The organism is Proteus alimentorum, assembly GCF_002607735.1.
In the GTDB taxonomy this organism is placed as follows: Bacteria; Pseudomonadota; Gammaproteobacteria; order Enterobacterales; family Enterobacteriaceae; genus Proteus; species Proteus alimentorum.
This window is the reverse complement of record NZ_NBVR01000026.1, coordinates 78,454-103,448: the sequence shown is the minus strand read 5'-3', so window position 1 is coordinate 103,448 and position 24,995 is coordinate 78,454. Positions and strand designations below refer to the sequence as shown.

17 protein-coding genes are annotated in these 24,995 nt (G+C 38.3%); 12 read left to right on the top strand and 5 right to left on the bottom strand.

Features of this window, described 5'->3' with window-relative positions:
• Positions 1-189 precede the first annotated feature (189 nt).
• The 4 genes from aphA (at position 190) to B6258_RS09060 (ending at position 4,552) form a co-directional block, all read left to right on the top strand.
• Positions 190-903: an acid phosphatase AphA gene (gene aphA / locus B6258_RS09075; RefSeq protein WP_088493285.1), complete on the top strand. Its 714-nt coding sequence runs from the start codon at positions 190-192 to the stop codon at positions 901-903.
• A gap of 355 nt (positions 904-1,258) precedes the next feature.
• Positions 1,259-2,986 (top strand): L,D-transpeptidase, encoded by a 1,728-nt coding sequence (gene ldtD / locus B6258_RS09070; RefSeq protein WP_099074988.1) that lies wholly within the window; start codon positions 1,259-1,261, stop codon positions 2,984-2,986.
• A 329-nt stretch (positions 2,987-3,315) separates the two neighbouring features.
• Positions 3,316-3,864: a peptidoglycan L,D-endopeptidase MepK gene (gene mepK / locus B6258_RS09065; protein WP_099074987.1), complete on the top strand. Its 549-nt coding sequence runs from the start codon at positions 3,316-3,318 to the stop codon at positions 3,862-3,864.
• A 37-nt stretch (positions 3,865-3,901) separates the two neighbouring features.
• On the top strand, positions 3,902-4,552 hold the full coding sequence (locus tag B6258_RS09060) for an MBL fold metallo-hydrolase (protein ID WP_099074986.1): 651 nt from the start codon (positions 3,902-3,904) through the stop codon (positions 4,550-4,552).
• Between the two features lie 150 nt (positions 4,553-4,702).
• Here the strand turns inward: B6258_RS09060 and B6258_RS09055 are convergent, their stop codons facing one another.
• The 4 genes from B6258_RS09055 to pncB form a co-directional block, all read right to left on the bottom strand.
• A complete protein-coding gene (locus tag B6258_RS09055) occupies positions 4,703-5,893 on the bottom strand; it encodes an amino acid aminotransferase (RefSeq protein ID WP_099074985.1) in 1,191 nt (396 codons plus the stop codon).
• A gap of 380 nt (positions 5,894-6,273) precedes the next feature.
• A complete protein-coding gene (locus B6258_RS09050) occupies positions 6,274-7,425 on the bottom strand; it encodes a porin (RefSeq protein ID WP_099074984.1) in 1,152 nt (383 codons plus the stop codon).
• A gap of 340 nt (positions 7,426-7,765) precedes the next feature.
• Entirely contained in the window at positions 7,766-9,166 is a 1,401-nt protein-coding gene (gene asnS, locus B6258_RS09045) for an asparagine--tRNA ligase (protein WP_099074983.1), read from the bottom strand.
• Between the two features lie 256 nt (positions 9,167-9,422).
• Positions 9,423-10,637, bottom strand: a complete 1,215-nt coding sequence (gene pncB / locus B6258_RS09040) for a nicotinate phosphoribosyltransferase (protein ID WP_099074982.1) — start codon at positions 10,635-10,637, stop codon at positions 9,423-9,425.
• A gap of 340 nt (positions 10,638-10,977) precedes the next feature.
• On the opposite strand from pncB, the gene pepN reads away from it, so the two are divergent.
• The 3 genes from pepN (at position 10,978) to B6258_RS09025 (ending at position 15,577) form a co-directional block, all read left to right on the top strand.
• Positions 10,978-13,593: an aminopeptidase N gene (gene pepN / locus B6258_RS09035; protein ID WP_099074981.1), complete on the top strand. Its 2,616-nt coding sequence runs from the start codon at positions 10,978-10,980 to the stop codon at positions 13,591-13,593.
• A 203-nt stretch (positions 13,594-13,796) separates the two neighbouring features.
• Positions 13,797-14,807 (top strand): quinone-dependent dihydroorotate dehydrogenase, encoded by a 1,011-nt coding sequence (gene pyrD, locus B6258_RS09030; protein ID WP_099074980.1) that lies wholly within the window; start codon positions 13,797-13,799, stop codon positions 14,805-14,807.
• Between the two features lie 218 nt (positions 14,808-15,025).
• Complete coding sequence (locus tag B6258_RS09025) at positions 15,026-15,577, top strand: cell division protein ZapC (RefSeq protein WP_099074979.1); 552 nt, start codon at positions 15,026-15,028, stop codon at positions 15,575-15,577.
• A 268-nt stretch (positions 15,578-15,845) separates the two neighbouring features.
• Here B6258_RS09025 and B6258_RS09020 read toward each other — a convergent pair whose 3' ends face one another.
• Complete coding sequence (locus tag B6258_RS09020) at positions 15,846-16,970, bottom strand: YcbX family protein (protein ID WP_099074978.1); 1,125 nt, start codon at positions 16,968-16,970, stop codon at positions 15,846-15,848.
• A 108-nt stretch (positions 16,971-17,078) separates the two neighbouring features.
• Between B6258_RS09020 and rlmKL the strand changes: the two genes are divergently transcribed.
• From rlmKL to pqiC, 5 genes are all read left to right on the top strand, one after another.
• Positions 17,079-19,193, top strand: coding sequence for a bifunctional 23S rRNA (guanine(2069)-N(7))-methyltransferase RlmK/23S rRNA (guanine(2445)-N(2))-methyltransferase RlmL (rlmKL, locus tag B6258_RS09015; protein WP_099074977.1), 2,115 nt, complete (start codon positions 17,079-17,081; stop codon positions 19,191-19,193).
• Between the two features lie 6 nt (positions 19,194-19,199).
• Positions 19,200-21,128 carry an ABC transporter ATP-binding protein gene (locus B6258_RS09010; protein ID WP_099074976.1) on the top strand — a complete coding sequence of 643 codons (1,929 nt, stop codon included), beginning with the start codon at positions 19,200-19,202 and terminating at the stop codon, positions 21,126-21,128.
• Between the two features lie 85 nt (positions 21,129-21,213).
• The gene (gene pqiA / locus B6258_RS09005) at positions 21,214-22,503 is read left to right on the top strand and encodes a membrane integrity-associated transporter subunit PqiA (RefSeq protein ID WP_099074975.1); all 1,290 of its coding nucleotides are present in this window, start codon (positions 21,214-21,216) and stop codon (positions 22,501-22,503) included.
• Entirely contained in the window at positions 22,496-24,148 is a 1,653-nt protein-coding gene (gene pqiB, locus B6258_RS09000) for an intermembrane transport protein PqiB (protein ID WP_099074974.1), read from the top strand. Before pqiA ends, pqiB begins: the two co-directional genes overlap by 8 nt.
• Complete coding sequence (gene pqiC / locus B6258_RS08995) at positions 24,145-24,720, top strand: membrane integrity-associated transporter subunit PqiC (RefSeq protein WP_420820582.1); 576 nt, start codon at positions 24,145-24,147, stop codon at positions 24,718-24,720. Before pqiB ends, pqiC begins: the two co-directional genes overlap by 4 nt.
• Positions 24,721-24,995: the final 275 nt, after the last annotated feature.

Below are 24,995 nucleotides of genomic sequence, written 5' to 3'. Positions count from 1 at the left end.
GGCGCTACGGGCTTATGCTCTTATAGCGCCTTCTTTTTTTAAAGTGTTACGTAGATCAAGAAATGAAAGTAAATTAACAAAGAATGAAATTTTAAATGGTATAACGTGCGCCATGTCTCATTTAAATGTAATCATGATGTTTATGATTGTTCCCGTATGTGATTAATATAAAAATTTAAAGGAAAAAGAATGCGTAAAGTCACGTTAGCTTTTAGTGCAATTGCTTTAGCGTTAAGCTTAAACGGCGCAGCAATGGCAAAAGTACACCTGCCAGAAGTTGTTAGCCCAGGAGTTACTGTTGCACAGCTTGCACAACAACAACCAATTCATTGGGTTTCTGTTGCTGATATTGAAAAAAGCCTTGCAGGTCAAGCACCGATGGCGGTTGGTTTTGATATTGATGACACGGTTCTATTCTCAAGCCCAGGTTTCTACCGTGGTAAACTGGAATACTCTCCAAACGATTTCAGCTACCTGAAAAACCCAGAATTCTGGGAAAAAATGAATAACGAGTGGGATAAATTCAGTATGCCTAAACAAGTCGGTATCGATCTTGTTCAAATGCACTTAAAACGTGGGGATACTGTTTATTTCATTACTGGTCGTACTCAAACTAAAACTGAGACTGTGACCAAATATGTACAAGAAGGCTTGAACATTCCGGCTGATAAAATGCAACCTGTTATTTTTGCTGGTGACCAACCTGGCGCAAATAACAAAGTAAGTTGGATGCGTGATCACAAGCTGAAAATTTACTACGGTGATGCTGATGCTGATATCGCAGCAGCAGATGAACTGAACATCCGTGGTATTCGTATTCTGCGTGCGGCTAACTCTTCTTACCAACCACTGCCAAAAGCAGGTCAGTTTGGTGAAGAAGTCGTTATTAATTCAGAGTATTAATCTTTACCCTTTGTTTACCTTTATTTGTAAGGCGTAGGTAACTGCGCCTTTTTCTATTTTAAAATCCCTTCCATTTTAATATCTTATTTATTTATCTATTTAGAATTCTTTATTTTTTCCTAAAAGCTTATTTTCAACTTGTCTGTTTTTTGTTCTTTTATTGCGCCTTTATTTAAATTATATATTTGAATATAAAAACAGCTAAATAGTCTTTTTTTGATTGAATAAAATTAAATTTCCACCAAGGGCTTACAAAACTTTAAAAATATTAGTTTATTCCTATAAAACTCTTTTCCAAGCTCATCTAATATTCTAGGATACCAAAATAATAATAAGGGATGAGGGTAGAGGATTTATGGCGCATCAACCAATTAAAAGAGCAATCGCATATTCAGTTGTTATAGGTACACTTCTTTCTGGGCATAATACAATGGCCACAGAAATAGAGCCGGTGACTTTATCTGCACCCGAAACAGAAAATACGACATTAGTTCCTGTGAATAACGAAGCTATGCCAGCACCTGCAATTGTGGTTATGAATGTTCCACAACTGACTGAGTTAGCAGTAAGAACAAAACTACAATCATGGATCCCTACGGGATATAAACCGTTATCTTTAACCCAGCTAGTGAAAGTTTACCAAGCGAATAATTTAACATTAATCTGGCAAGATGAAAAAATAGTACAACAATTACAGCAACAAATTGCTGAAGTCGCGATATCAGGGATCCAACCTCAATTTGGGCAATGGTTAATACAACTAGAGTCGCCTGAATTAACAAAAGAAGCGCGCGACCTTATTTTATCAGATGCTTTTTTAGGCTATATCAGTTTTGTTGAGCAAGTGAATAAATCAGGCATATCTTTACTGTATCGTGATGTGATGCAAACATTACCATCACCAACCGATAAATCAGTCGTGGAATTCCAGCAAAATATTCAAAATAACACCTTAGGTAGTTTTGTTATTTCTTATGCACCGTCTCATCCTTATTACGCCTTAATGAAAGAGGAAGTGCGAAAGCAGTTACATAGTTCAGTTGCTTGGCCAGAAATGAAAGGAACAACATCATTAAAGCCAAATCAATCATCACAAGAAGTTGTACCACTGAGACGGATTTTACGTCATTTAAAATTAATTCCTGAGCTGACAGCGAATGAACAGGAAATAGCGACAACTGTTTATGATGCGCCTTTAGTTGCGGCTGTTAAATTATTTCAAACTGCCCATGGGTTAGAGCCCGATGGTGTTATTGGGCGACAAACACGAGTGTGGTTAAATATAACACCCGCACAACGCGCAAGTATTATGGCATTAAATATTCAACGTCTTCGCCTGACGCCAGCTATTGGTGATACTGGAATTTGGGTTAATATTCCTGATTTCTCACTCTATTTTTATGCTAACAACGAGCTTATTCTTGACTCAAAAGTCATTGTCGGCCGTCCTGATAGAAAAACACCGATTATGAGTAGTGCGCTGAATAATGTTGTGGTTAATCCACCTTGGAATGTGCCAACAAGTATGACTCGTAAAGATATTGTACCTAGAGGCAAAGCAGATCCGAGTTACTTTAGTCGTAAGGGATATACCATTTATTCAGGGTGGGGGAATGATGCTTATCCTATTAACCCTTACGATATTGATTGGCAAAATATGAGTGCTAATAACTTCCCTTACCGAATTTGGCAGGCTCCGGGGCCAACAAATTCATTAGGGCGCTATAAATTTAATATGCCAAATTCAGATGCGATATATCTGCATGACACCCCAAATCATTCACTGTTTGCAAAAAATATGAGGGCAATCAGTTCAGGCTGTATTCGTGTTAATAAAGCCTCTGAACTAGCTTCAATTTTATTGGGCGATGCTGGATGGAAACAAGATAGAATTGATGCGGCGTTAAAACGTGGTTCAACACAATATGCGCCAATTCCTGAACGTATACCGGTTTATTTATATTATCAAACAGCATGGGTGGCTCAGGAAAATGCACCTCAATATCGTGCAGATATTTATGGTTATGACAAAAGCATTGCAAACGTACAACCCTATTTAGAGAATATTAAGAAATACTTTTAATATAAATAAATATAAATTGAATAAAGGGTAGCTAATTTGGTTACCCTTTATTTTTATATAAATCAATAGGATAAAGTGGTTCTCTTATGATTATTAATAAGAGAACTAAAAATATAATAAATTATTAAATATTTTTAAAATTTCCATTAAAAATAGAATGATAAAAATAGAATTTAGTATAAATAACTAAACTTATAAAATGACTAATGACGTTAAATTGAAATGAAGTGTTATTTACAATACTATACAAACTATCAGAAACAATTCGAGAAAAACATTGTCATAATAAAGGTTCTTCTTCCTGAAATAATTTGTTGAGTGCATATACTATGGATATCATTGATTCACATCGCCGTAAGTGGCTGGGGCTTGGTATGGCCGCAGTAGGGTTAGGGTTATTGCCTTCTCATGCATTTGCTTCATTAGCGACACCTCGTCCAAAAATCCTTCGCTTTAATAATTTAAATACTGGTGAAACTATTAAAGCCGAGTTTTTTGATGGAAAACGTTATAATAAACATGAGCTTGCTAAATTAAATCATCTTTTTAGAGATTACCGTCAAAACAAAATCAAAACCATTGATCCTGCACTGTTTGACCAAATCTACTTATTACAAGTGATGCTTAATAACAATAAACCCGTCGAACTTATTTCAGGTTATCGCTCTTTAGTGACGAATAATAATCTACGTCATAGTAGTAGCGGAGTGGCAAAGAAGAGCTATCATACGCGTGGACAAGCAATGGATTTTCGTTTAGTCGGCACAGATCTTTCTAAAGTTCGCCAAGTTGCATTAAGAATGAAAGCGGGTGGTGTAGGCTATTATCCAAGAAGTAATTTTGTGCATATTGATACAGGACCTGTCCGCTCATGGTAATCTATTGAGAATTAGATAATAAAGAGTGGAGTGATTCATGATGTATCACATTGTACCTGTGACAAATTATATGCAAAATTGCACCCTTATTTGGTGTGATGAAACGAAGGAAGCCGCAATTGTTGATCCCGGTGGTGATGTTGAAACGTTAATTGCAGAAATAGAAGAACGCCAATTAACATTGACCAAAGTATTATTAACACACGGACACTTTGACCATATTGCAGGCACATCACAAATTGTCGAGCACTTCAATGTTCCTGTTTATGGTCCTCATAAAGAGGATAATTTCTTATTAGAAGAATTAGAACAACAATGCCGTATGTTTAATTTTCCTTGTGGAAAGTCATTTACACCAGATAGCTGGTTAAATGAAGGTGATACCGTCACGATAGGTAAAACAATTTCGTTATCTGTATTACATTGCCCTGGGCATACACCGGGACATATTATTTTTGTAAATCACCAGAATAAAATTATCTCTATGGGAGATGTATTATTCAAAGAAAGTATTGGTCGTACCGATTTTCCTCGTGGAAACCATGCTGATCTTATCGCTTCAATCAAAAATAAAGTCTTACCTTTAGGCGATGATTACCTGTTTATTCCGGGACACGGCCCTATGTCTAATTTAGGACATGAACGCCAATATAATCCTTTTTTACAAGATGAAATGCCAATCTGGTAATCGTGTACTGATATAAGTAAATAAATGAAAGCGCTTTATTATAAAGCGCTTTTTTATGGATAAAAAAGAGAAGTTTATATTCTTTTATGCCAATAAAAATGCCATGTTATTTAATAACATGGCATTTATCTTATCTAATCTCTAAAAATATTAGAGTACTGCAACAATGGCTTCGCACAGTGGAACCATATTCTCAAGGGTTAAACCTGCAACGTTAATACGGCCTGAACCCACGATATAAATACCATATTCAGCGCGTAAGCGTTCGACTTGCTCTTTATTTAAACCACTAAATGAGAACATACCATTTTGGTCGATAATAAAGCTAAAATCTTGTTTAGCCCCTTTTTCTTGCAGAGTAGTCACTAACAGTTGACGCATACGCTGAATACGTTCGCGCATGGTTGTTAGTTCTTCAATCCACTCTTCTTTTAACTCTGGATTAGAAAGGATCGTTGTGACTACTGAAGCGCCATGTGCTGGTGGGTTTGAGTAGTTTGCACGAATAATGGCTTTTGCTTGGCTAAAGGCTTTCTCAGCGGTGTCGCTGTCTTTGGTGACAATGGTGCATGCACCTACACGTTCATTGTAAAGGCCGAAATTTTTAGAATATGAACTAGCAACAATAAGCTCAGGATTCTTTTCTACAAAGAGACGTAAGCCTTGTGCATCCTCTTCAAGGCCACGCGCAAAACCTTGGTATGCAAAGTCAAAAACAGGTAACCAGCCTTTTTCTGCTGATAGTGTGGCTAATTGGCGCCATTGCTCTTCTGTTGGATCAATACCACTAGGGTTATGACAGCAACCATGGAATAAAACAACATCGCCAGCTTGAGCTTTAGCAAGGCTGGCTAACATGCCTTCAAAATCTAACCCACGATTTTCTGCATCATAATAATCATAATTACAGATCTCAAGACCTGCAGTTTGGAAAATATTATTATGATTAGGCCAAGTTGGATTACTTATCCAGACGCGTTTTGCTGTGGTTTGCTGAGCAATAAAATCAGCGGCAATACGTAAAGCACCTGTACCACCTGGGGCTTGTGCTGTGCGTGCGCGCTTTTCAGTAATAATAGGATGTTGTTCACCAAACAAAAGTGCTTGGGTTACATTGCCAAATTCAGGGATACCGCTAATAGGAAGGTAATTTTTGGTGGTTTCGTTTTCTAACAGGTATTTTTCTGCTTTCTTAACAGTGGTTAAAACAGGGGTTTTACCTGTTTCATCCTTGTAAACACCAATTCCTAAGTTAATTTTGTTTTCACGAGGATCAGAACGGAAACTATCAGCTAAACCCAGAATAGGATCGGCTGGTGCAGCAATGATTTTCTCAAACATAGTGTAATTGTTCCCTAAGCTCAAAACGAAGCCGAAATATGAGTATCAAGAGTAACGCTATGAAGGCTTTTTGCCAACTGTTTGTAGAGAAATTAACAAGAAGTTGTGAACTAAGTGAGAATAAATAGCAAATCAAGATGTAAATAAGTGAATATCCTGTGATTACATTAACATGTAAAAATTATCACTAAAAACACCTAATTGTTTAGTGCGATAAACTTTTTGATAATTTGAAAAACAAAGAAAAGAGGGGATATTTTTAAGTGAATAAATAAAGGGTGTGTGGTGGTGATGGTTAGATTTAAAAATAAAAAAGCAACACCGAAGTGTTGCTTTTCAAATCAATTAACTTGACTGTTTAATTACCAATTAAGTGGTAATTAGAACTGATAAGTCAGACCTAAACCAACTACGTTGTCAGTTGCAACGTGAGCATCTTTAGTGAATTGATTTTTGTCTAACAGGTTGATTTTATAATCAATAACTGCAGTCATATTTTTGTTAAATTTGTAGAAAGAACCTACAGAGATATATTTAACTAAATCTTGATTGTTATTGTATTCTGTTAAATCAGTGTCTCTAGCTAAATCTTTACCTTTAGACTGAACATATGCTAAAGATGGTTTGATACCTAAATCTTTAAAGTCATACTGTGCAGTTAACTCGATGTTTTGAGTTTTGTTAGCAATTAATGCATCTTTAGCTTTACCGAAGTAAGTCATGTTACGGGTTTCACCGTACATAGCCGCTAAGTAAACGTTATTTGCTTCAAATTTAGCACCAACGTTCCATGCATCAGCACGGTCGCCACCAGCTAAGCTAGCGTGTTGTTGTGACGCTGCACGAGCAGAGCTTGAATAACCACCACCCAGAGTTACGCCCCAGCCTAAGTTATAAGCTGTAGAGAAACCAAAACCATCACCGTTAGCTTTTACGCTAGCATCACTGTCACCTGGGTTTTTCGAATCATATTCACCGCGAGAGTTGCCAGTGTTTTCGTTGTTTTTGCCTTGATATTGCAGAGCAAAACTTAGGCCATCAACATAACCGAACATATCAGTGTTACGGTAAGTTAAAACACCAGTAGTACGGCTAGTCATGTAAACGTCAGTTTGCGCCATAGAGTCGCCGCCCCATAAAGGCAGAACGTCTGTCCATGCGTTGGTGTCGTAAATTACACCGTAGTTACGACCGTAGTCCAGTGAACCGAAGTCAGCAAATTTAAAACCAGCATAAGCAAAACGAGCACGTGAATCAGTGTCACCTTCAGTGTTGCTTGTACGGATTTCGTATTCAAAACGACCAAAACCAACTAAATCTTTATTGATTTGAGTTTCGCCTTTGAAACCGATACGTGCACGAGATGCATCACCATCTTCACCACTTTCAGCATTAGCGAAGTAATGACGAACGTCAACTTTACCGTAGATGTCTACTTTGTTGCCGTCTTTGTTGTACATTTCAGCTGCGTTTGCTGCACCAGCAAACATTAAAGCTGGGATTACCACTGCAAGAAGATTGCGCTTCATCATTATTATTACCCTCATTGGTGTTATTCAGACACCTTTGCCACTGCCAGAAATAGTTTCTTAATTTTTATGGAACTATTTATGAGAGTTAAGTGTCGTCTGTGTCGGGTGACAGTGTTCCATTGGTAAAAAATTTTATCTACCCCCAATTTGCTACAAAAACGAAAAAAGTGTAACAAATTGTAACTATGTATTTCAAAGTATGTATTTTGGGGAACTTTTGAATCAAATAACAGCCATGCATAAAAAAAGCCAACCTTGAGGTTGGCTTCTTCACTTAAGTTAAAATTGTGCAATAAAGCAGCAATGCAAATTTTTAGCTGAATACTAATTAATCACTAAATTAGAAATCCGCATTTCTTGGTGTACGAGGGAATGGAATAACTTCACGAACGTTTGCGACACCGGTCACATAAGCAACTAAACGTTCAAAACCTAAACCAAATCCTGAGTGAGGCACTGTGCCGTAACGACGCAGGTCACGATACCACCAGTAATCTTCTTTGCTCATTCCCATTTCGTCTAAACGTTTATCAAACATCTCTAAACGCTCTTCACGTTGAGAACCACCGATGATTTCACCAATGCCTGGCGCTAACACGTCCATTGCGGCAACTGTTTTACCATCTTCATTCATACGCATATAGAATGCTTTGATGTCTTTCGGATAGTTTTTCACTACAACCGGTGCTTTAAAGTGTTTCTCTGCAAGATAACGTTCATGTTCAGAAGAGAGGTCAACCCCCCAATAAACTGGGTTTTCAAATTTCTCACCACAGTTTTCAAGCACAGTGACCGCATCGGTATAATCGATTTGAGCAAAGTCAGAGGTGATAAAGTTCTCTAAGCGTGTAATAGCGTCTTTATCGACACGTTGTGCAAAGAACTCCATATCATCTTTACGCTCTGCTAATACAGCTGCAAAGGTGTATTTCAGCATTTTTTCAGCAAGCGCTGCGATATCGTTAAGATCAGCAAATGCGACTTCAGGCTCAACCATCCAGAATTCAGCAAGGTGACGGCTGGTATTTGAGTTTTCAGCACGGAATGTTGGACCGAAAGTATACACTTTGCTTAATGCAGAGGCGTAAGTTTCACCATTTAGCTGGCCAGATACCGTTAAAAATGCTTCACGGCCAAAAAAGTCTTCGCTGAAATCAACGTCGCCTTTATCTGTGCGTGGCAGGTTGTTCATATCTAATGTAGAGACACGGAACATCTCGCCTGCACCTTCTGTATCAGCCGCTGTAATCAGTGGCGTAGAAACCCAGAAGAAGCCTTGTTCATCGAAGAAACGATGTAGTGCTTGTGCTAATGTGTGACGAACACGAGCAACTGCACCAATTAAGTTAGTACGAGGACGAAGGTGAGCAACTTCACGCAGGTACTCAATACTATGACGTTTGGCGGCCATCGGATAAGTTTCCGGATCATCGACCATTCCTACCACAACAACATGGGTGGCATGAATTTCAAAGTTCTGTCCCTGGCCCGGAGATTCAACAATTTTACCGGTGACTTCCACAGAACAGCCTGTGGTTAAGTGCAGCACTTCATCTTGATAATTCGGTAAATTATTATTAATGATGGCCTGTACTGGATTAAAGCAGGAACCGTCATAGACGGTAAGAAATGAGATACCAGCTTTTGAATCTCTTCTTGTACGTACCCAACCGCGAACGGTGACGTCTTCGCCAACCGCGATACGGCCTTGCAGTACGTCGACTACAGGCGCAACGATCATAAATAAATCTCTCTTCGTTTAATTAAAATAATTGTTTGGTTAATTCACTCTGCCCCTGTCGGACAGTTTTTCTATGTTACTTGCAATAGCGCAGGAAACAAGTAGGAAATTTTAGTTTAAAGAGTCAATAAAGAAGAGAAAAGCTTTTGTATAAAATAAATTGATAAAAATAGGAGAAATATTGATAAAAGTAGAGGTTATGACAAAAGAAAGGGCAATTATTACCCTTTCTTCTATTAATGAAGATTTTGGCTAATTAACAGGCCTGTTTAACAAGAGGAACGTCAAAGGCTTTGCGTAGCTTGTCAACAAAGTCATTATCGTCACAAATCGTTTTACCTGGACTATCTGATAATTTAGCAACGGGCTGACCATTACACTCCACCAGCTTAATTACAATATTAAGAGGCGTTATTTCAGGAATGTTACACGTGAGTCGAGTGCCAATACCAAAGATTAGACGAATACGCTTATGGAAATGCTTATAAAGTACAAGTGCTTTTTGAAAATCGAGGCTATCAGAAAAGACTAATACTTTACTCATTGGATCAATGCCCAATTTTTCATAATGCGCGATCGCTTTTTCACCCCATTCAATGGGATCGCCAGAGTCGTGACGTAAACCTTGGTAGCTCTCTGCAAAGGTTTTATCAAAATCACGTAAAAACGCATCCATTGTAATGCAATCGGTTAATGCAATACCTAATTGATCGGGATATTCATCTAACCAAGATTGTAAGGCTGCACGCTGACTGTTTGCTAATTCAGGGCTAATCTGCTGGTGAGCCTGAAACCATTCGTGAGCCTGTGTTCCCACTGGGGCTAAATGCATACGTTCAGCTAAATGATAGTTACTTGTACCAATAAGATAAGGGAAATGATTTTTCAGCTCATCCACAATGGCACATTGCACATCATAAGAAAAACGGCGACGAGTACCAAAATCCATCAATTTAAAATCAGCTAAGTCAATCTGTTGCTCTGCAGCATCACGGTAGAAGATATCAATGAGTTTACGTAATTGATTAACTGCATCATCAGGTGTGATTTGAGGAGAGCGAGCACGATGTACAATTTCACTCACTAAAGCCAACAAAGGAACTTCCCATAGAATAACTTCACGCCAAGGGCCCGTTATTCTGATTGTCAGTTGGTTTTCAGGTGTTGTTGAAATTTGGACTTGTTCTGGTTTAAAGCGAAAATGCTTAAACCATTGCAGATAGTCATTTTTGAAAAAGGGGAGGCTCTGAAGATAGTCAAATTCTTCATTCGTTAATGACAAGTCTGCCATCATATTAACCTGATGGCGTAAGGTTGTTGCATATTCACCTAGACGTTCATCACTCCGACAGCGGAACTCAGCAACGACAGGAATATCACTATAATGGTGGTAAACCGCTTGTTGCATGTGGAGCTTATATGCATCGGTATCCAACAGTGATGTAATAATCGGTGTAGCGTCTAAAATCATAGCGCGTCAAGCATCCTCACGGAGCGTTTTTATGTCAGCTAAATCGTTAAGGTTGGAGAGTATACCCGAATATGACGACAAAGCGTCACTATTCAACAATATTTCTCTGCGACATAAAAACAAGCTGTAAAACTGAGATGAGTTTATCACGTTAAACATAATTTGGGAGTATATTAGCATCATTTACCAAATAAATTGATTACATGTATTAATAAGCTATTAACATTCTATTGACTTTTAATGTTTTCAATTGAATATTCGACTGGCTAAACAGATTTTTGACGAGTAAGCTTTGGCAATATAACCGTTAAATAGTCGTGTTAACTAAAAGGTTTTTTCTATGACACAACAAAGAATCGCGAAATTTCGCAAAGATTATCGTGCCCCTGACTACACAATCACCGATTTACATCTTGATTTTATCTTAGATAAAGAAAATACCCAGGTTACAGCGATAAGCCAATGTAAACGCCTAAATTCAGATGCGACCGCATTAGTGTTAGATGGCGAAGACTTAACATTAAAATCAATCGCGGTGAATGATGTTGCTTGGACACACTATAAAGAAGAAAATGGCAAACTCATCATTGAACAACTGCCAGAGCAATTTACATTAAAAATTGTTAACGAGATCAATCCATCGGCTAACACCGCGTTAGAAGGGTTGTATGTTTCTGGTGATGCATTATGTACACAGTGTGAAGCGGAAGGCTTTCGCCATATTACCTACTATTTAGATAGACCTGATGTATTAGCACGTTACACCACAACAATCACTGCAGACAAAAAACAGTATCCTTATTTATTGTCTAATGGTAACCGTATTGCGCAAGGTGAACTGGATGATGGTCGTCATTGGGTAACATGGGAAGATCCACATCCAAAACCAAGTTATTTATTTGCTGTGGTAGCGGGGGATTTTGATGTATTACGAGATACTTTCATCACCAAAAGTGGCCGTGAAGTTGCTTTAGAGCTTTTTGTTGATAAAGGTAATTTAGATCGTGCTGATTGGGCAATGACATCATTGAAAAATGCGATGGCGTGGGACCAATCTCGCTTTAATTTAGAATACGATCTCGACATCTATATGATAGTTGCTGTTGATTTCTTTAATATGGGGGCGATGGAGAATAAAGGACTGAACGTCTTTAACTCTAAATATGTGCTAGCGAAAAGTGAAACAGCAACTGACAAAGATTATTTAGGTATTGAGTCGGTTATTGGTCATGAATATTTCCATAACTGGACAGGTAACCGTATTACTTGTCGTGATTGGTTCCAATTAAGCTTAAAAGAAGGCTTAACGGTTTTCCGTGATCAAGAATTTAGCTCTGATTTAGGTTCACGCTCAGTGAATCGTATCAATAATGTACGAGTGATGCGTACTGCTCAGTTTGCAGAAGATGCAAGCCCAATGGCTCATCCAATTCGTCCTGATAGTGTGATCGAAATGAACAACTTCTATACTTTAACAGTATATGAAAAAGGTTCAGAAGTGATCCGAATGATCCACACCTTATTAGGTGAAGATCAGTTCCAAGCGGGTATTCAAATGTATATTCATCGTCACGACGGCAGTGCTGCAACTTGCGACGATTTTATTCAAGCAATGGAAGATGCTTCTAATGTTGATCTTACCTTATTCCGTCGTTGGTATAGTCAATCAGGTACGCCACAACTGACCGTTCGTGATAGTTATAATGCGAATAAAAAGCAATACACTTTAACTGTTAGTCAAATGACACCACCAACAGCTGATCAAACTGAAAAACAGCCATTACATATCCCATTAGATATTGAATTATACGATACCAAAGGCAATGTGATCCCACTGCGTTCACAAGGTCAGGCGATTTCTAATGTCTTGAATGTGGTACGTGAAGAGCAACGGTTTGTCTTTGACGATGTGCCAGAACAGCCAATCCCATCTTTATTACGTGAGTTCTCTGCACCTGTAAAACTTGATTATCCATTTACGGATGAACAGCTCTCTTTCTTAATGAAATATGCACGTAATGCATTTTCACGTTGGGATGCAGCTCAAGCATTATTAGGTCGCTATATCAAAGAAAATGTTGCTCGAGTTCAAAAGGGTGAAACCTGCATTCTACCTGAAATGGTAGTTGATGCTTTCCGCGCAGTATTACTTGATAAAGATATCGATCCTGCATTAGCTGCACTTATTCTGACATTACCGACAGATGTCGAAGCGGGTGAATCATTTAGTATTATTGATCCCGTTGCTATCCATAAAGCGCTTGGTTTTATTCGTAAAACCCTAGCAACTGAAATGGCTGATGAATTCTCTGCTGTTTATCATTCAATGCATATTGGTGCTTATCGTGTTAATCATGATGATATTGCAAAACGTGATTTACGTAATGTTTGTTTAGCTTATTTAGCGGTTGAAAATGAGCAAACAGGTAATCAGCTTGTTGATGAGCAATATCACAACAGTGATAACATGACCGACGCGCTTGCCGCACTTAATGCTGCTGTCATGGCGCAGCTACCTTGTAAAGATACACTATTACAAGAGTTCGATGACAAATGGCATCAAGATGGTTTAGTGATGGACAAATGGTTTAGTTTACAAGCCATGAGCCCAGCAAAAGAGGTGTTACAGAAAGTCCGCAGTCTGTTATCTCATCGCTCATTTACACTTGCAAACCCTAATCGTACTCGTGCGTTAATTGGTGCATTTGTAAATAATAATCCGGTCGCTTTCCACGCTGAAGATGGTTCTGGTTACTTATTATTGACAGAAATTCTGACTGATTTAAATAGCCGTAACCCACAAGTTGCATCACGCCTTATTGAACCGTTTATTCGTTTAAAACGTTACGATACAACACGCCAAGAAAAAATGCGTGCAGAGTTATTAAAACTGAAAGAACTTGAGAATTTATCAGGTGATTTATATGAGAAAATCACCAAGGCATTAGCTGATTAATATGATGTTTTATATCACTTTATGAGTGAGTAAATAGTATAAAATCAGAAAGATAACTAGATCCCCAGCATAGTCTGGGGATTTTTATGGCAAATTGTGAAATTGAAACGTTTACTTTTCGTGCTTTTATCTATATGATGCACGACGCTTAAATTGTCGTAGACATATCATTCCTAATACCCGATATTCTCAATGGAGATCGTATGTATTATTCCTTAGTAAGGAAGGCATTGTTTCGGCTAGATCCTGAACGTGCCCATGATTTTACCTTCCGCCAGTTAAAACGTTTATCTCATTCCCCATTTCAATTTCTTATTCAGCAGTCACTTCCTTCTAAACCCGTTTCCTGTATGGGGCTCTCATTTAAAAATCCACTTGGTCTTGCTGCCGGTCTTGATAAAAACGGTGATTGTATAGATGCGTTGGGTGCAATGGGATTTGGCTTTATTGAAGTTGGTACAGTGACACCGCGTCCTCAAGTGGGAAATGATAAACCTCGTTTATTCCGCTTAGTGGAAGCCGAAGGTTTAATTAACCGAATGGGCTTTAATAACCTTGGCGTTGATAACTTAATTGAAAATGTAAAACAATCTCGTTATGGTGGCGTACTGGGTATTAATATCGGTAAAAATAAAGATACCCCAGTAGAGCAAGGTAAAGATGATTATCTGATTTGTATGGAAAAAGTCTATGCTCATGCTGGTTATATCGCAATCAATATCTCATCACCAAATACCCCAGGTTTGCGTACACTACAATATGGTGAAGCATTAGACGATCTGCTATCAGCAATTAAAAATAAACAATTAGAGTTGCAGGGTAAATACCAAAAATATGTTCCTGTTGCTGTTAAAATTGCCCCAGATTTAACGCATGAAGAATTAATTCAAGTTGCAGATAGCTTAGTGCGTCATCATATTGATGGCGTGATTGCGACAAATACCACATTAGATAAATCATTAGTCAGTGGATTAAATCACTGTAATGAAGCTGGGGGATTAAGTGGTCGCCCAGTACAATCAAAAAGCACACAAATAATTCGTCAATTAAATGAAGAATTAAAAGGTGCATTACCTATTATTGGTGTTGGTGGAATTGATTCATTAACAGCAGCTAGAGAAAAAATGGATGCTGGCGCTTCTCTTATTCAAGTCTATTCAGGATTCATTTATCAAGGTCCTGCACTTATCAAATCTATAATTAATCATATCTAAATACATTTAATAATGAATTAGGGGCTTTTCTTCTGCCCCTAACTCGTTTATATTGCCCCTAGTTGGTTATTTTTTATTAAATTGCACTGATTGTGCTTAATTAATAGTAAAATGAATCCTGTTTTTGTTAGGTGATATTAAATATTTTATTTAGGTCATTTAATTTTGATTGTTTATCAGAGTATAAAACAGGGAATGAATCGAAGGGGGATTAATTAGTGATAATAAAACCCGATGATCGCTGGCGTTGGTATTTTGATGTTGAGCAACAAAAATTAATGCTTGATTTAGCAAATGGTATGGTTTTTCGTTCCCGCTTTCCAAGCAAAATGTTGAGTGAGAGTGCTCGACAATCAGCATCTTTTACCGTTGATGATGCAGCTCTTTATTATGGATACGATGAGCAAATTCGACAAATAGGTATGCCATCTGAATCAAGAGCTGAATTAGCTTTAAATGCATTAATAGCCCATCGCTTTTTAAAGCCACTGATGCCTAAGAGTTGGTATTTTGCAGTTAACAATAATCAAATCAACCCTTATTTATCTCAAGTGGTAGAAGCCTCATTAAAAGAAGAAGACGAAACCGCTCTTTTTTTAGTGACTGAAGTGGGGGCTCAAGCTTGTTTATGTTTATTAGCTCAACCTCAGTTAACATTATTTGATAGAACTCTTAATTTTTGTGACCCAATAAAAATTATGAATGATAGGTTAAGCAATTACCATAAAGAGTCAGAGTCAGGATCATTTTTGTACGAGAAAGTTATTTAACAAAAAGAGTAAAAAGGACTTACTCTTTTTATCGTCACTCATTATTTATAACATTCTAAAAACAAATCCACCCCAAACAATACTGCCTAAAATCAAATCTTCATTACTCTCTTTCTGTGATCTTTTTCTAAAAAATGAAATGAATTTATTGATAACTTATTATTGAGTTATTAATAAGACAATTCTTATTAAATAAATTGTTTTATTTAAAATAAAAAAGAAGATAAGGGGGAAATTACCTTCTTTTAATTTGAGATAAAGATAAGTGTTATTTTTTATTAAGTGAAAGTTTTACATTACCGTTAGGCACACAGCTGCAGGCTAAAATTTTACCTGAACGTTTAATTGCTCCGGCTTTTAATGCATTAACATCGCCTTCATCTAGTTGGATAACACAAGAGCCACAAAGGCCAGCCCGGCAACTATAAGGAATAACATAACCATTATTTTCAAGCTGTTCTAACAGGACTTCTTGGTTATTACCCTCAAAAGTCTCACCATTAAATTCAATGCTGACAGTTTGCTCTTGTGAGTGTTCAATAATAGGTGTTGATTGTGCTTCAACAGGCGCTGTTACAAGGTATTGTTTCGCTTCTTTATAGGCTATTACCTCAACAGTATCCCCTACACGAATAATGCCAGTTTGACGAATGATGATATTTTGTCCAAAGTCGACATCACCGGTTTCATCACTACGGAATGTTTGCAGTGTTGCGAGTGGTTCTGTGTTAGGATGTTTAACGCCTTTATCAATACTAATTGTGGTCATGATGCAACGGCTACAAGGTTTCATCAGATCCATTACAACAGAGCCAACACGAATAGTCTGCCAAGTATCTTCTTCAAAAGGCTTTGCACCTGTTATGAGGATATTAGCTCGAAATTGCTCAATATTAATTGAAGCGGGGCAACGCTGTTGTAAGTATTGAAATGAGGCTTCATTAATTAATAAGTAAGGGTAACCATCAGCGAAAGAAACAGCGGTTTCTGGTTTTTTTTTCACTCGGCGTGTCGATTTTTCGCCAGTCCAACGAAGTTGAACATCCATTTTTAAATAACGACTGAACCACTGATTTATTTCATCTGGAGCCACATACGCGGTAAAATGGTTACCCCAAACTTCTGTCGGTTGCAATGTGGTCTCAAAATCTTGATAGGTGATAGCAATACCTTCACCATCAGGTGCTTGAATATAAATGCCATTTGCCATGACAGTAGGAATAAAACACAGCAAAACGGGAAATTTTCGTGCCGTGATAAAAGTCCCTTCAGGGGTGGTTATCATAAAATCGCGATCAAACGTGAATCCGCTCTCACGAGCAAATGCATGAGAAAGTCGAATTCCCTTCATTGATTTAACTGGGTGTATATAAAGGCGTGAAACGTTGATCATCGGTGCTCCCAAAAGACATTATTATTTTTTTATAGCCAGTAACTTTATGACAACGTAATACAATTAGCTATAATGCCCAACAATTTTATTTTAGGTGGTAACAATATTATGCGCTCTCTGTTTGCCAGCACAGGCCGAGGTCTGGAAGAACTATTAAAATCTGAACTTGAACACCTTGGTGCTCAGGCTTGCCAGATAACCCAAGGCGGTGTTTATTTTCGTGCTGATGATAAAACCATGTATCAGTCTTTACTTTGGAGCCGTTTAGCATCACGTATTATGTTGCCGTTAAATGAATTCAATGTTTATAGTGATTTAGACTTATATCTTGGTGTGCAGGCAATTGATTGGAGTGAGATTTTTACTGTTGATCAGACTTTTGCTATCCATTTTAATGGCACGAATGACATTATTCGTAATAGCCAATATGGCGCATTAAAAGCGAAAGATGCCATCGTTGACTCATTTCAGCGTAAAATAGGGCAACGTCCAGATGTTGCTAAACAATCTCCTGATATCCGCTTAACTATCCACCTTCATAAAGAAAAAGCCTCTTTATCTTTAGATTTAAGTGGTGATGGTTTACATCAACGTGGTTACCGTGACTTAACAGGACAAGCGCCTTTAAAAGAAAACTTAGCTGCCGCAATTATTATGCGTTCAGGCTGGAAACTGGATACACCATTAATCGATCCAATGTGTGGCTCTGGTACATTATTAATTGAAGCAGCCATGATGGCGACGGATTGTGCGCCAGCATTAAATCGTGTGCATTGGGGATTTCGCCATTGGTTAGGTCACGATGAAGCGTTATGGAAAGAAGTCACTCATGAAGCTTTTGCTCGTTTTCGTGAAGGTAAAAAGAATACCACTGCGCGTTTCTATGGTTTTGATGTTGATAAGCGCGTATTGGATATGGCGAGAGCCAATGCCCGTAGAGCGGATGTTGCTGAATTAATCACATTTGCTCATGGTGATGCAGCTAAACTGACAAACCCTGTCTCAACAGAAATAAAAGGGACAATTATCAGTAACCCACCTTATGGTGAGCGTTTAGAAAGTGAGCCGGCATTAATTGCACTACACAGCCAATTAGGAAGAGCGGTAAAAGCGCATTTCCCAGGTTGGAGATTGTCACTATTTAGTGCATCACCTGAATTGTTAAGTTGCATTCAATTACGTGCTGAAAGAGAGTTCAAAGCAAAAAATGGTCCTCTTGATTGTGTACAAAAGAACTATTTACTTTCTGATACACCATCAACGATTAATACTGGACTTGCGGAAGATTTTGCAAACCGTTTACGTAAAAATGAGAAAAAACTCGCGAAATGGGCAAAACAACAGAAAATTGAATGTTATCGCTTATACGATGCTGATTTACCTGAATATAATGTTGCTGTGGATCGCTATGGCGATAAAGTGGTTATTCAAGAGTATGCGCCACCTAAAACCGTCAATGAACACAAAGCCCGTCAGCGTTTATTCGATGTGATTAGTGCAACAATGGAAGTACTGGCATTACGTTCTGATCAACTGATTTTAAAAACCCGCCAACGCCAAAAAGGTAAACAGCAATATGAAAAAATGGCCGAAAAGGGTGATTTTTTCTTAGTTGACGAGTTTGGTGCAAAATTCTGGGTAAATCTAACAGATTATCTTGATACAGGATTGTTCTTAGATCACCGTATTGCACGAAAAATGCTGGGTGAAATGAGCAATGGAAAAGACTTCTTAAATCTTTTTGCTTATACCGGTACAGCCTCTGTTCATGCCGGGATCGGTGGTGCAAAAAGCACAACAACCGTTGATATGTCCCGTACTTATCTTGAATGGGCTGAGAAAAATTTCCAAGCGAATGGCCTATCAGGTAGACAACATCGTTTAATGCAAGCAGATTGCATTCAGTGGTTAATGCAGAGCAACGAACAATTTGATGTGATCTTTATCGATCCACCGACGTTTTCTAACTCAAAACGAATGGAAAACACCTTTGATGTGCAGCGTGATCACATTGAACTAATGAAACATCTGAAACGTTTGTTGAGAAAAGGTGGAACAATTATGTTCTCAAATAACAAACGTGGATTCAAAATGGAACATGACGAGTTAGCAAAAATTGGGTTGTGCGCAAAAGAGATAACACAGAAAACATTATCACAAGACTTTGCACGTAACCGTCAAATTCACAATTGCTGGCTGTTAACTCATGCTGGTGAGGAATAATTTACAATGCCGTTAATTAGTTTGACAGGGGCTTATTTATCTTTCAGTGATGCCCCGCTATTAGATAGCACCGATTTATTTATTGAAGAAAATGAACGCGTTTGTTTAGTTGGGCGCAATGGTGCGGGTAAATCAACACTATTAAGAGTGTTATCTAAAGAGCAACCTTTAGATGATGGTCAAGTTGTTTACGAGCAAGATCTTGTCACTGCTCGCTTACAGCAAGATCCCCCAAGAGATATTGAAGGTACTATCTTTGATTTTGTTGCAGAAGGTGTTGAAGAAGATGCTAAATATCTAACGGATTATCACCATATTTCTAAACTGATTGAGACAGATCCTTCTGATAAAAATCTCAATAAAATGGCAGAGCTACAAGAAGTACTTGATAGTCGTAACTTGTGGTTGCTTGATAGCCGAATTGCAGAAGTGCTAGAAAAACTCGGTTTAGATGGTGAAGCAGAGCTTTCTTCTTTATCGGGTGGTTGGTTAAGAAAAGCCGCTTTAGGACGTGCATTAGTCAGCGCGCCAAGAGTGCTATTTTTAGATGAACCAACAAACCACCTTGATATTGAAACGATCCTTTGGCTTGAGAAATTCTTAAAAGATTTCCAAGGAAGTATCGTGTTTATTTCCCATGACCGTTCATTTATCCGTAATATGGCAACGCGTATTATCGATCTTGATCGTGGAAAACTTTCTTCATGGCCAGGAAATTACGATAAATATCTTGAAAGCAAAGAAGAAGCTTTACGTGTCGAAGAGCAACAAAACGCAGAGTTTGATCGCAAATTAGCACAAGAAGAAGCGTGGATACGCCAAGGTATTAAAGCTCGCCGTACTCGTAACGAAGGTCGTGTAAGAGCCTTAAAAGCACTGCGTGTTGAGCGCAGTGAACGCCGTGAAGTGCTAGGCAGTGCACGTATGCAGGTTGAAGAAGCAACGCGCTCAGGTAAAATTGTTTTTGAACTTGAAGATGTTAATTACAGCATTGGAATGCGCAAATTAGTACGTGACTTTTCTGCCAAAGTACAACGTGGTGATAAAATTGCGTTGGTGGGGCCAAATGGTTGCGGTAAAACCACTTTATTGAAACTTATGCTAGGCGATTTAAAAGCAGACAGCGGACGAGTTCATTGTGGTACTAAGCTTGAAGTGGCTTACTTTGATCAGCACCGTGCGGCACTTGATCCTGATAAAACAGTGATGGATAACCTTGCTGAAGGTAAGCAAGAGGTGATGGTAAATGGTCGTCCTCGCCATGTACTTGGTTATTTGCAAGACTTCTTATTCCCACCTAAACGTGCGATGACGCCTGTTCGCGCACTCTCTGGAGGAGAAAGAAACCGCCTATTATTGGCACGTTTATTCTTAAAACCAAGTAACTTGCTTATTCTCGATGAGCCAACCAATGATCTTGATGTTGAAACATTGGAATTACTAGAAGAGCTCGTTGATGCTTACCAAGGCACTGTTTTACTGGTTAGCCATGACCGTGAATTTGTTGATAATAGTGTTACTGAGTGTTGGATCTTTGAAGGTGATGGTGTTATTAACAGTTATGTTGGTGGATATTACGATGCTCAACAACAACGAGCACAGTCGGTTTCACTAAAGAATGAGACAAATAAACCACGTAACGCACCAGAAAAAGCTGAAAAAGCAGCAAAAGTGAAAGATAGCTCTAAAAAGAACACGCGTACTAACAAGTTAAGTTATCATTTGACGCGAGAACTTGAGCAACTTCCTGCTAAATTAGAAAGCTTAGAAACGCAGTTAAGTGCATTACAAGAAGAAGTAAGTGGGGCGGATTTCTTTACTCGCCCTCATGAAGAGACAGAAAAAGTCTTAAAGGCACTTGCCGATAAAGAACAAGAGCTTGAAACCGCTTTTGACAGATGGCAAGAGCTAGAATTGATGCAAAACGGCGAATAGCCAACCGAAAACGGGGCATCACGCCCCGTTTTACTTTCTGGAACAAATATTCTTTTATTGATTATTCTAAATAAGAGGTGTCTCTGTGTGCTCTGGTCAACAACATCGTCATGAACATAAACATGAGCAAATATTATGTCCTCAGTGCGATCTGGTGGTCAGTGTTCCTCAATTAGCACAAGGAACAAAAGCAACTTGTCCTCGTTGTCATACGGTATTAATTGCACGTTGGCGCCAACCTTTTTATCAACCTGTTGCATTAGCAATCAGTGCATTATTTATGTTGCTAATGGCAAGCCAGTTCACCTTCGTGAGTATGGAAGTAGCTGGTATCGCCAACAATGTCACACTGATGAAAATTCCAACGGTTATGTTTAGTGAAAATTACGTCGAGTTAGGCGCATTTTTCCTACTGTTTGTCCAAATTGTGCCGGCTTTTTGTATGTTGGCAATCTTACTTCTTTGTACACCAATTCAATTACCTAGAAAGCTACAAATTTGGTTATCACGTATTTTATTCCAATTAAAATCGTGGTGTATGGCAGAGATTTTTCTTGCGGGAATTTTAGTTAGCTTTGTAAAATTAATGGCCTATGGTGATATTGGATTAGGACTCAGTTTCCTACCTTATGTGCTTTATTGCTTATTTCAAATTCGAGCATTCCAGTGTCTTGATAGACATACTTTATGGGAAAAATTAGAACCTCGTCCAAGTTATCCCGAGATTGAATCAGGTAAATCGGGATTAAAACAAGGGGTTCGATTATGCCGTTCATGTACGGCAATTTTACCGGCAGATCAATACGAATGTAGTCGTTGTGAAGTAAAAGGGCATGCAAGAAGACCTAAAAGTTTACAATGGACGGTCTCTTTGTTGATTACCTCTTTTATTCTTTATATCCCCGCTAATTTATTACCTATTATGGTCACTGAATCTTTAGGTAATAACATTTATTCAACTATTATGGCCGGGGTTATTTTGTTATGGGAAGATGGCTCTTATCCTGTGGCAATGGTGATATTTATTGCCAGTATTATGGTGCCAAGTTTAAAAATGGTAGCAATTGCTTGGTTGTGTTGGGATGCACACAAATCCAATGGAAAAAGAGATCCTGCTAGAATGCATTTTCTCTACGAAGTTGTTGAATATGTAGGGCGTTGGTCGATGATTGACGTCTTTGTAATTGCTGTTTTAGCTTCATTAGTCAGAATGGGACGTCTGATGAGCATCTATCCTGATTTTGGTGTGGTGCTATTTGCATTGGTTGTAGTGTTAACTATGTTCTCTGCAATGATGTTTGATCCTCGGTTGACGTGGGATAAATGTACAACCGATGATGATAAACCCACGATTAAGGAGCCTAAGGGTGACTGAAAAGAATGAAACTGCTTTAACTGAAGCAAAAATTAACAAATTAAAAAGCTGGTCTCCAGTTTGGATCATACCACTTGTCACCTTACTGATTGGTGCGTGGATACTTTATTATCATTTCAGCCATCAGGGTCCAGAAGTTACGTTAATTACCTATAATGCAGATGGCATTGAAGCGGGTAAAACCAAAATTAAAAGCCGCAGTGTGGATATCGGTTTAGTTGAAAGTGTTTCACTCGATAGCAATTTTAGTCGCGTTATTATTACGGCTCGCCTCGATAAAGAGATGAAAGAGTTATTACGTGCAGACACTGCATTTTGGGTTGTAAGACCTCAAGTCGGTAAAGAGGGTGTAACAGGTTTAGGCACCTTGCTTTCTGGTGCTTACATAGAATTGCAGCCAGGATTAAAAGGTAAAGAAGAAGATGAATTTAATCTTCTCGACTCACCGCCGTTAGCTTCGCCAGATGCAAAAGGTATTCGCATTAATTTAGTGAGTGAAAAAGCCGGTCAATTAAATGCAGGCGACCCAGTTTTATTTAGAGGTTACCAAGTCGGCTCTGTTGAAACCAGTGAATTCAATATTGATACAAGAGACATGCATTATCAACTCTTTATCAAAGCACCTTATGACAAAATGGTGACATCTAATGTTCGGTTCTGGAAAGATTCTGGTATCGCTTTTGATATGTCTTCATCGGGTGTTCGTGTTGAAATGGCATCTCTCTCTACACTCTTTAGTGGCGGCGTCAGTTTTGATGTTCCTGATGGATGGCTACCAGGTGATCAAATTGCACCTAAAACAGAATTTAAACTTTACGATAATGAGAAGAGCATTCAAAACTCGCTATATACTGATTATCGCAGTTACATTATGTTTTTCTCTGATTCGGTAAGGGGATTACAGGCGGGGGCACCTGTTGAATTCCGTGGAATTCGCATGGGTACCGTTGTTCAAGTACCTTATTACACAAAAGGCATGCAACAATCACTGGATAAAGATTTTCGTATTCCTGTGTTAATTCATGTAGAGCCAGAGCGCTTTGCGAATGATGTTGGTGAAAGCTTTGATTTTGTCAAAGAAATTTCCTCTGCTTCTAATAATGGCTTAAGAGCTTCTTTAAAATCGGGAAATCTTTTAACCGGGGCGCTTTATATCGATCTTGATTTCTACCCTGATGCAACAAAATGGGAAGGTCCTCAAGAAGTCGCGGGCTTCCAACAAATACCGACTGTAAGTTCAGGTTTAGCGCAAATTCAGCAAAAAGTGATGACATCTCTGGATAAGATCAACAATCTTCCTGTTGAGCCAATGCTTAAAGAGATGACTGCAACATTAACTGAAAGCCAAAAAGCAGTTGCTGAAGCGAAAGAGACATTAAAATCATTAAATGCCATGATTGGTAGTGATGAATTTAGAAATCTTCCTAATGATATTCAGCAGTCATTGAAAGAGATCAATCGTAGTATGCAAGGCTTCCAACCGGGTTCTCCTGCTTATGGAAAAATGATTGATAATATGCAGCAACTTGATCAGGTTTTAAGAGAGATGCAGCCTTTATTGAAAACATTGAACAATAAGAGCAACGCATTGATTTTTGAAGCGAAGGAAGGTAAAGATCCAGAACCAAAGAGGGCTGAAAAATGATGAAATACATCATTGGGGTATTTGTATTGATGTTAACGGCATGTTCAAGTCAGGTTAATAAAACGTATTATCAGTTACCTGATGTTTATCAAGGTGGCGTGTCAGAACAAGTCTCGGCAACACAGTCAGCCAAGAAGCCTCAAATTTGGGTTCAGCCGATCCGTTTGTCTAATATGTTAGTTAATGCAGGCATTGTTTATCAAACGACGGATATTAACTATACCGTGGCTAATCAACACCTATGGATTAATCCACTTGATCAGCAATTACAACAGAACCTTATTTCAGGTTTAACAAAAGCATTGCCGGGTACCGTTGTTGCTAATCAACCCGTTGAAGATAGCTTGGCGAAATTAACGGTCACCGTGAATTACTTTCAAGGTCGCTATGATGGGCAGGTAATTATTTCAGGTGACTGGATTTATACTGAAAATAATAAAGTGATTAATCAGCCATTTTCTTTAGTTTTAACACAAACTGAAGATGGTTATCCTGCTTTAGTACGCACATTAGGACTGGGCTGGGAGCAAGTTGTTTCTGATATAGCGAAAGCAATTCAAGCTCAGTACTAACTGACTTAGCATTACGTTTATTCAAACCCAATATTCTCTTAAATTGTATTTAAGTTGAATATTGGGTTTTTGTATATAAATGCAAAAGAGAACGCTTTTTTAATCGAGAAGGTCATTTTTCAGAAGATATGGAGTCGGTATTTGAAGAGTTTGAATTAATAGAAGTATCTAAGAGGCATTAATCGCTTATTTTACCTTCAATGATGGCTAATTCCTTAATAAAACAAAGGTAATTAGAAAGCGTTTTCTACGAAAAAATAAAAATAGAGCAAAAA

What these genes read in the sequence shown, in the direction of transcription:
- B6258_RS09020 (WP_099074978.1), bottom strand. Translation starts at nt 16,970, where the DNA reads ATGATCAACGTTTCACGCCTTTATATACACCCAGTTAAATCAATGAAG.
- B6258_RS09050 (WP_099074984.1), bottom strand. Translation starts at nt 7,425, where the DNA reads ATGATGAAGCGCAATCTTCTTGCAGTGGTAATCCCAGCTTTAATGTTT.
- B6258_RS09055 (WP_099074985.1), bottom strand. Translation starts at nt 5,893, where the DNA reads ATGTTTGAGAAAATCATTGCTGCACCAGCCGATCCTATTCTGGGTTTA.
- B6258_RS09060 (WP_099074986.1), top strand. Translation starts at nt 3,902, where the DNA reads ATGATGTATCACATTGTACCTGTGACAAATTATATGCAAAATTGCACC.
- pepN (WP_099074981.1), top strand. Translation starts at nt 10,978, where the DNA reads ATGACACAACAAAGAATCGCGAAATTTCGCAAAGATTATCGTGCCCCT.
- mepK (WP_099074987.1), top strand. Translation starts at nt 3,316, where the DNA reads ATGGATATCATTGATTCACATCGCCGTAAGTGGCTGGGGCTTGGTATG.
- B6258_RS09010 (WP_099074976.1), top strand. Translation starts at nt 19,200, where the DNA reads ATGCCGTTAATTAGTTTGACAGGGGCTTATTTATCTTTCAGTGATGCC.
- aphA (WP_088493285.1), top strand. Translation starts at nt 190, where the DNA reads ATGCGTAAAGTCACGTTAGCTTTTAGTGCAATTGCTTTAGCGTTAAGC.
- pqiC (WP_420820582.1), top strand. Translation starts at nt 24,145, where the DNA reads ATGATGAAATACATCATTGGGGTATTTGTATTGATGTTAACGGCATGT.
- pncB (WP_099074982.1), bottom strand. Translation starts at nt 10,637, where the DNA reads ATGATTTTAGACGCTACACCGATTATTACATCACTGTTGGATACCGAT.
- rlmKL (WP_099074977.1), top strand. Translation starts at nt 17,079, where the DNA reads ATGCGCTCTCTGTTTGCCAGCACAGGCCGAGGTCTGGAAGAACTATTA.
- ldtD (WP_099074988.1), top strand. Translation starts at nt 1,259, where the DNA reads ATGGCGCATCAACCAATTAAAAGAGCAATCGCATATTCAGTTGTTATA.
- pyrD (WP_099074980.1), top strand. Translation starts at nt 13,797, where the DNA reads ATGTATTATTCCTTAGTAAGGAAGGCATTGTTTCGGCTAGATCCTGAA.
- asnS (WP_099074983.1), bottom strand. Translation starts at nt 9,166, where the DNA reads ATGATCGTTGCGCCTGTAGTCGACGTACTGCAAGGCCGTATCGCGGTT.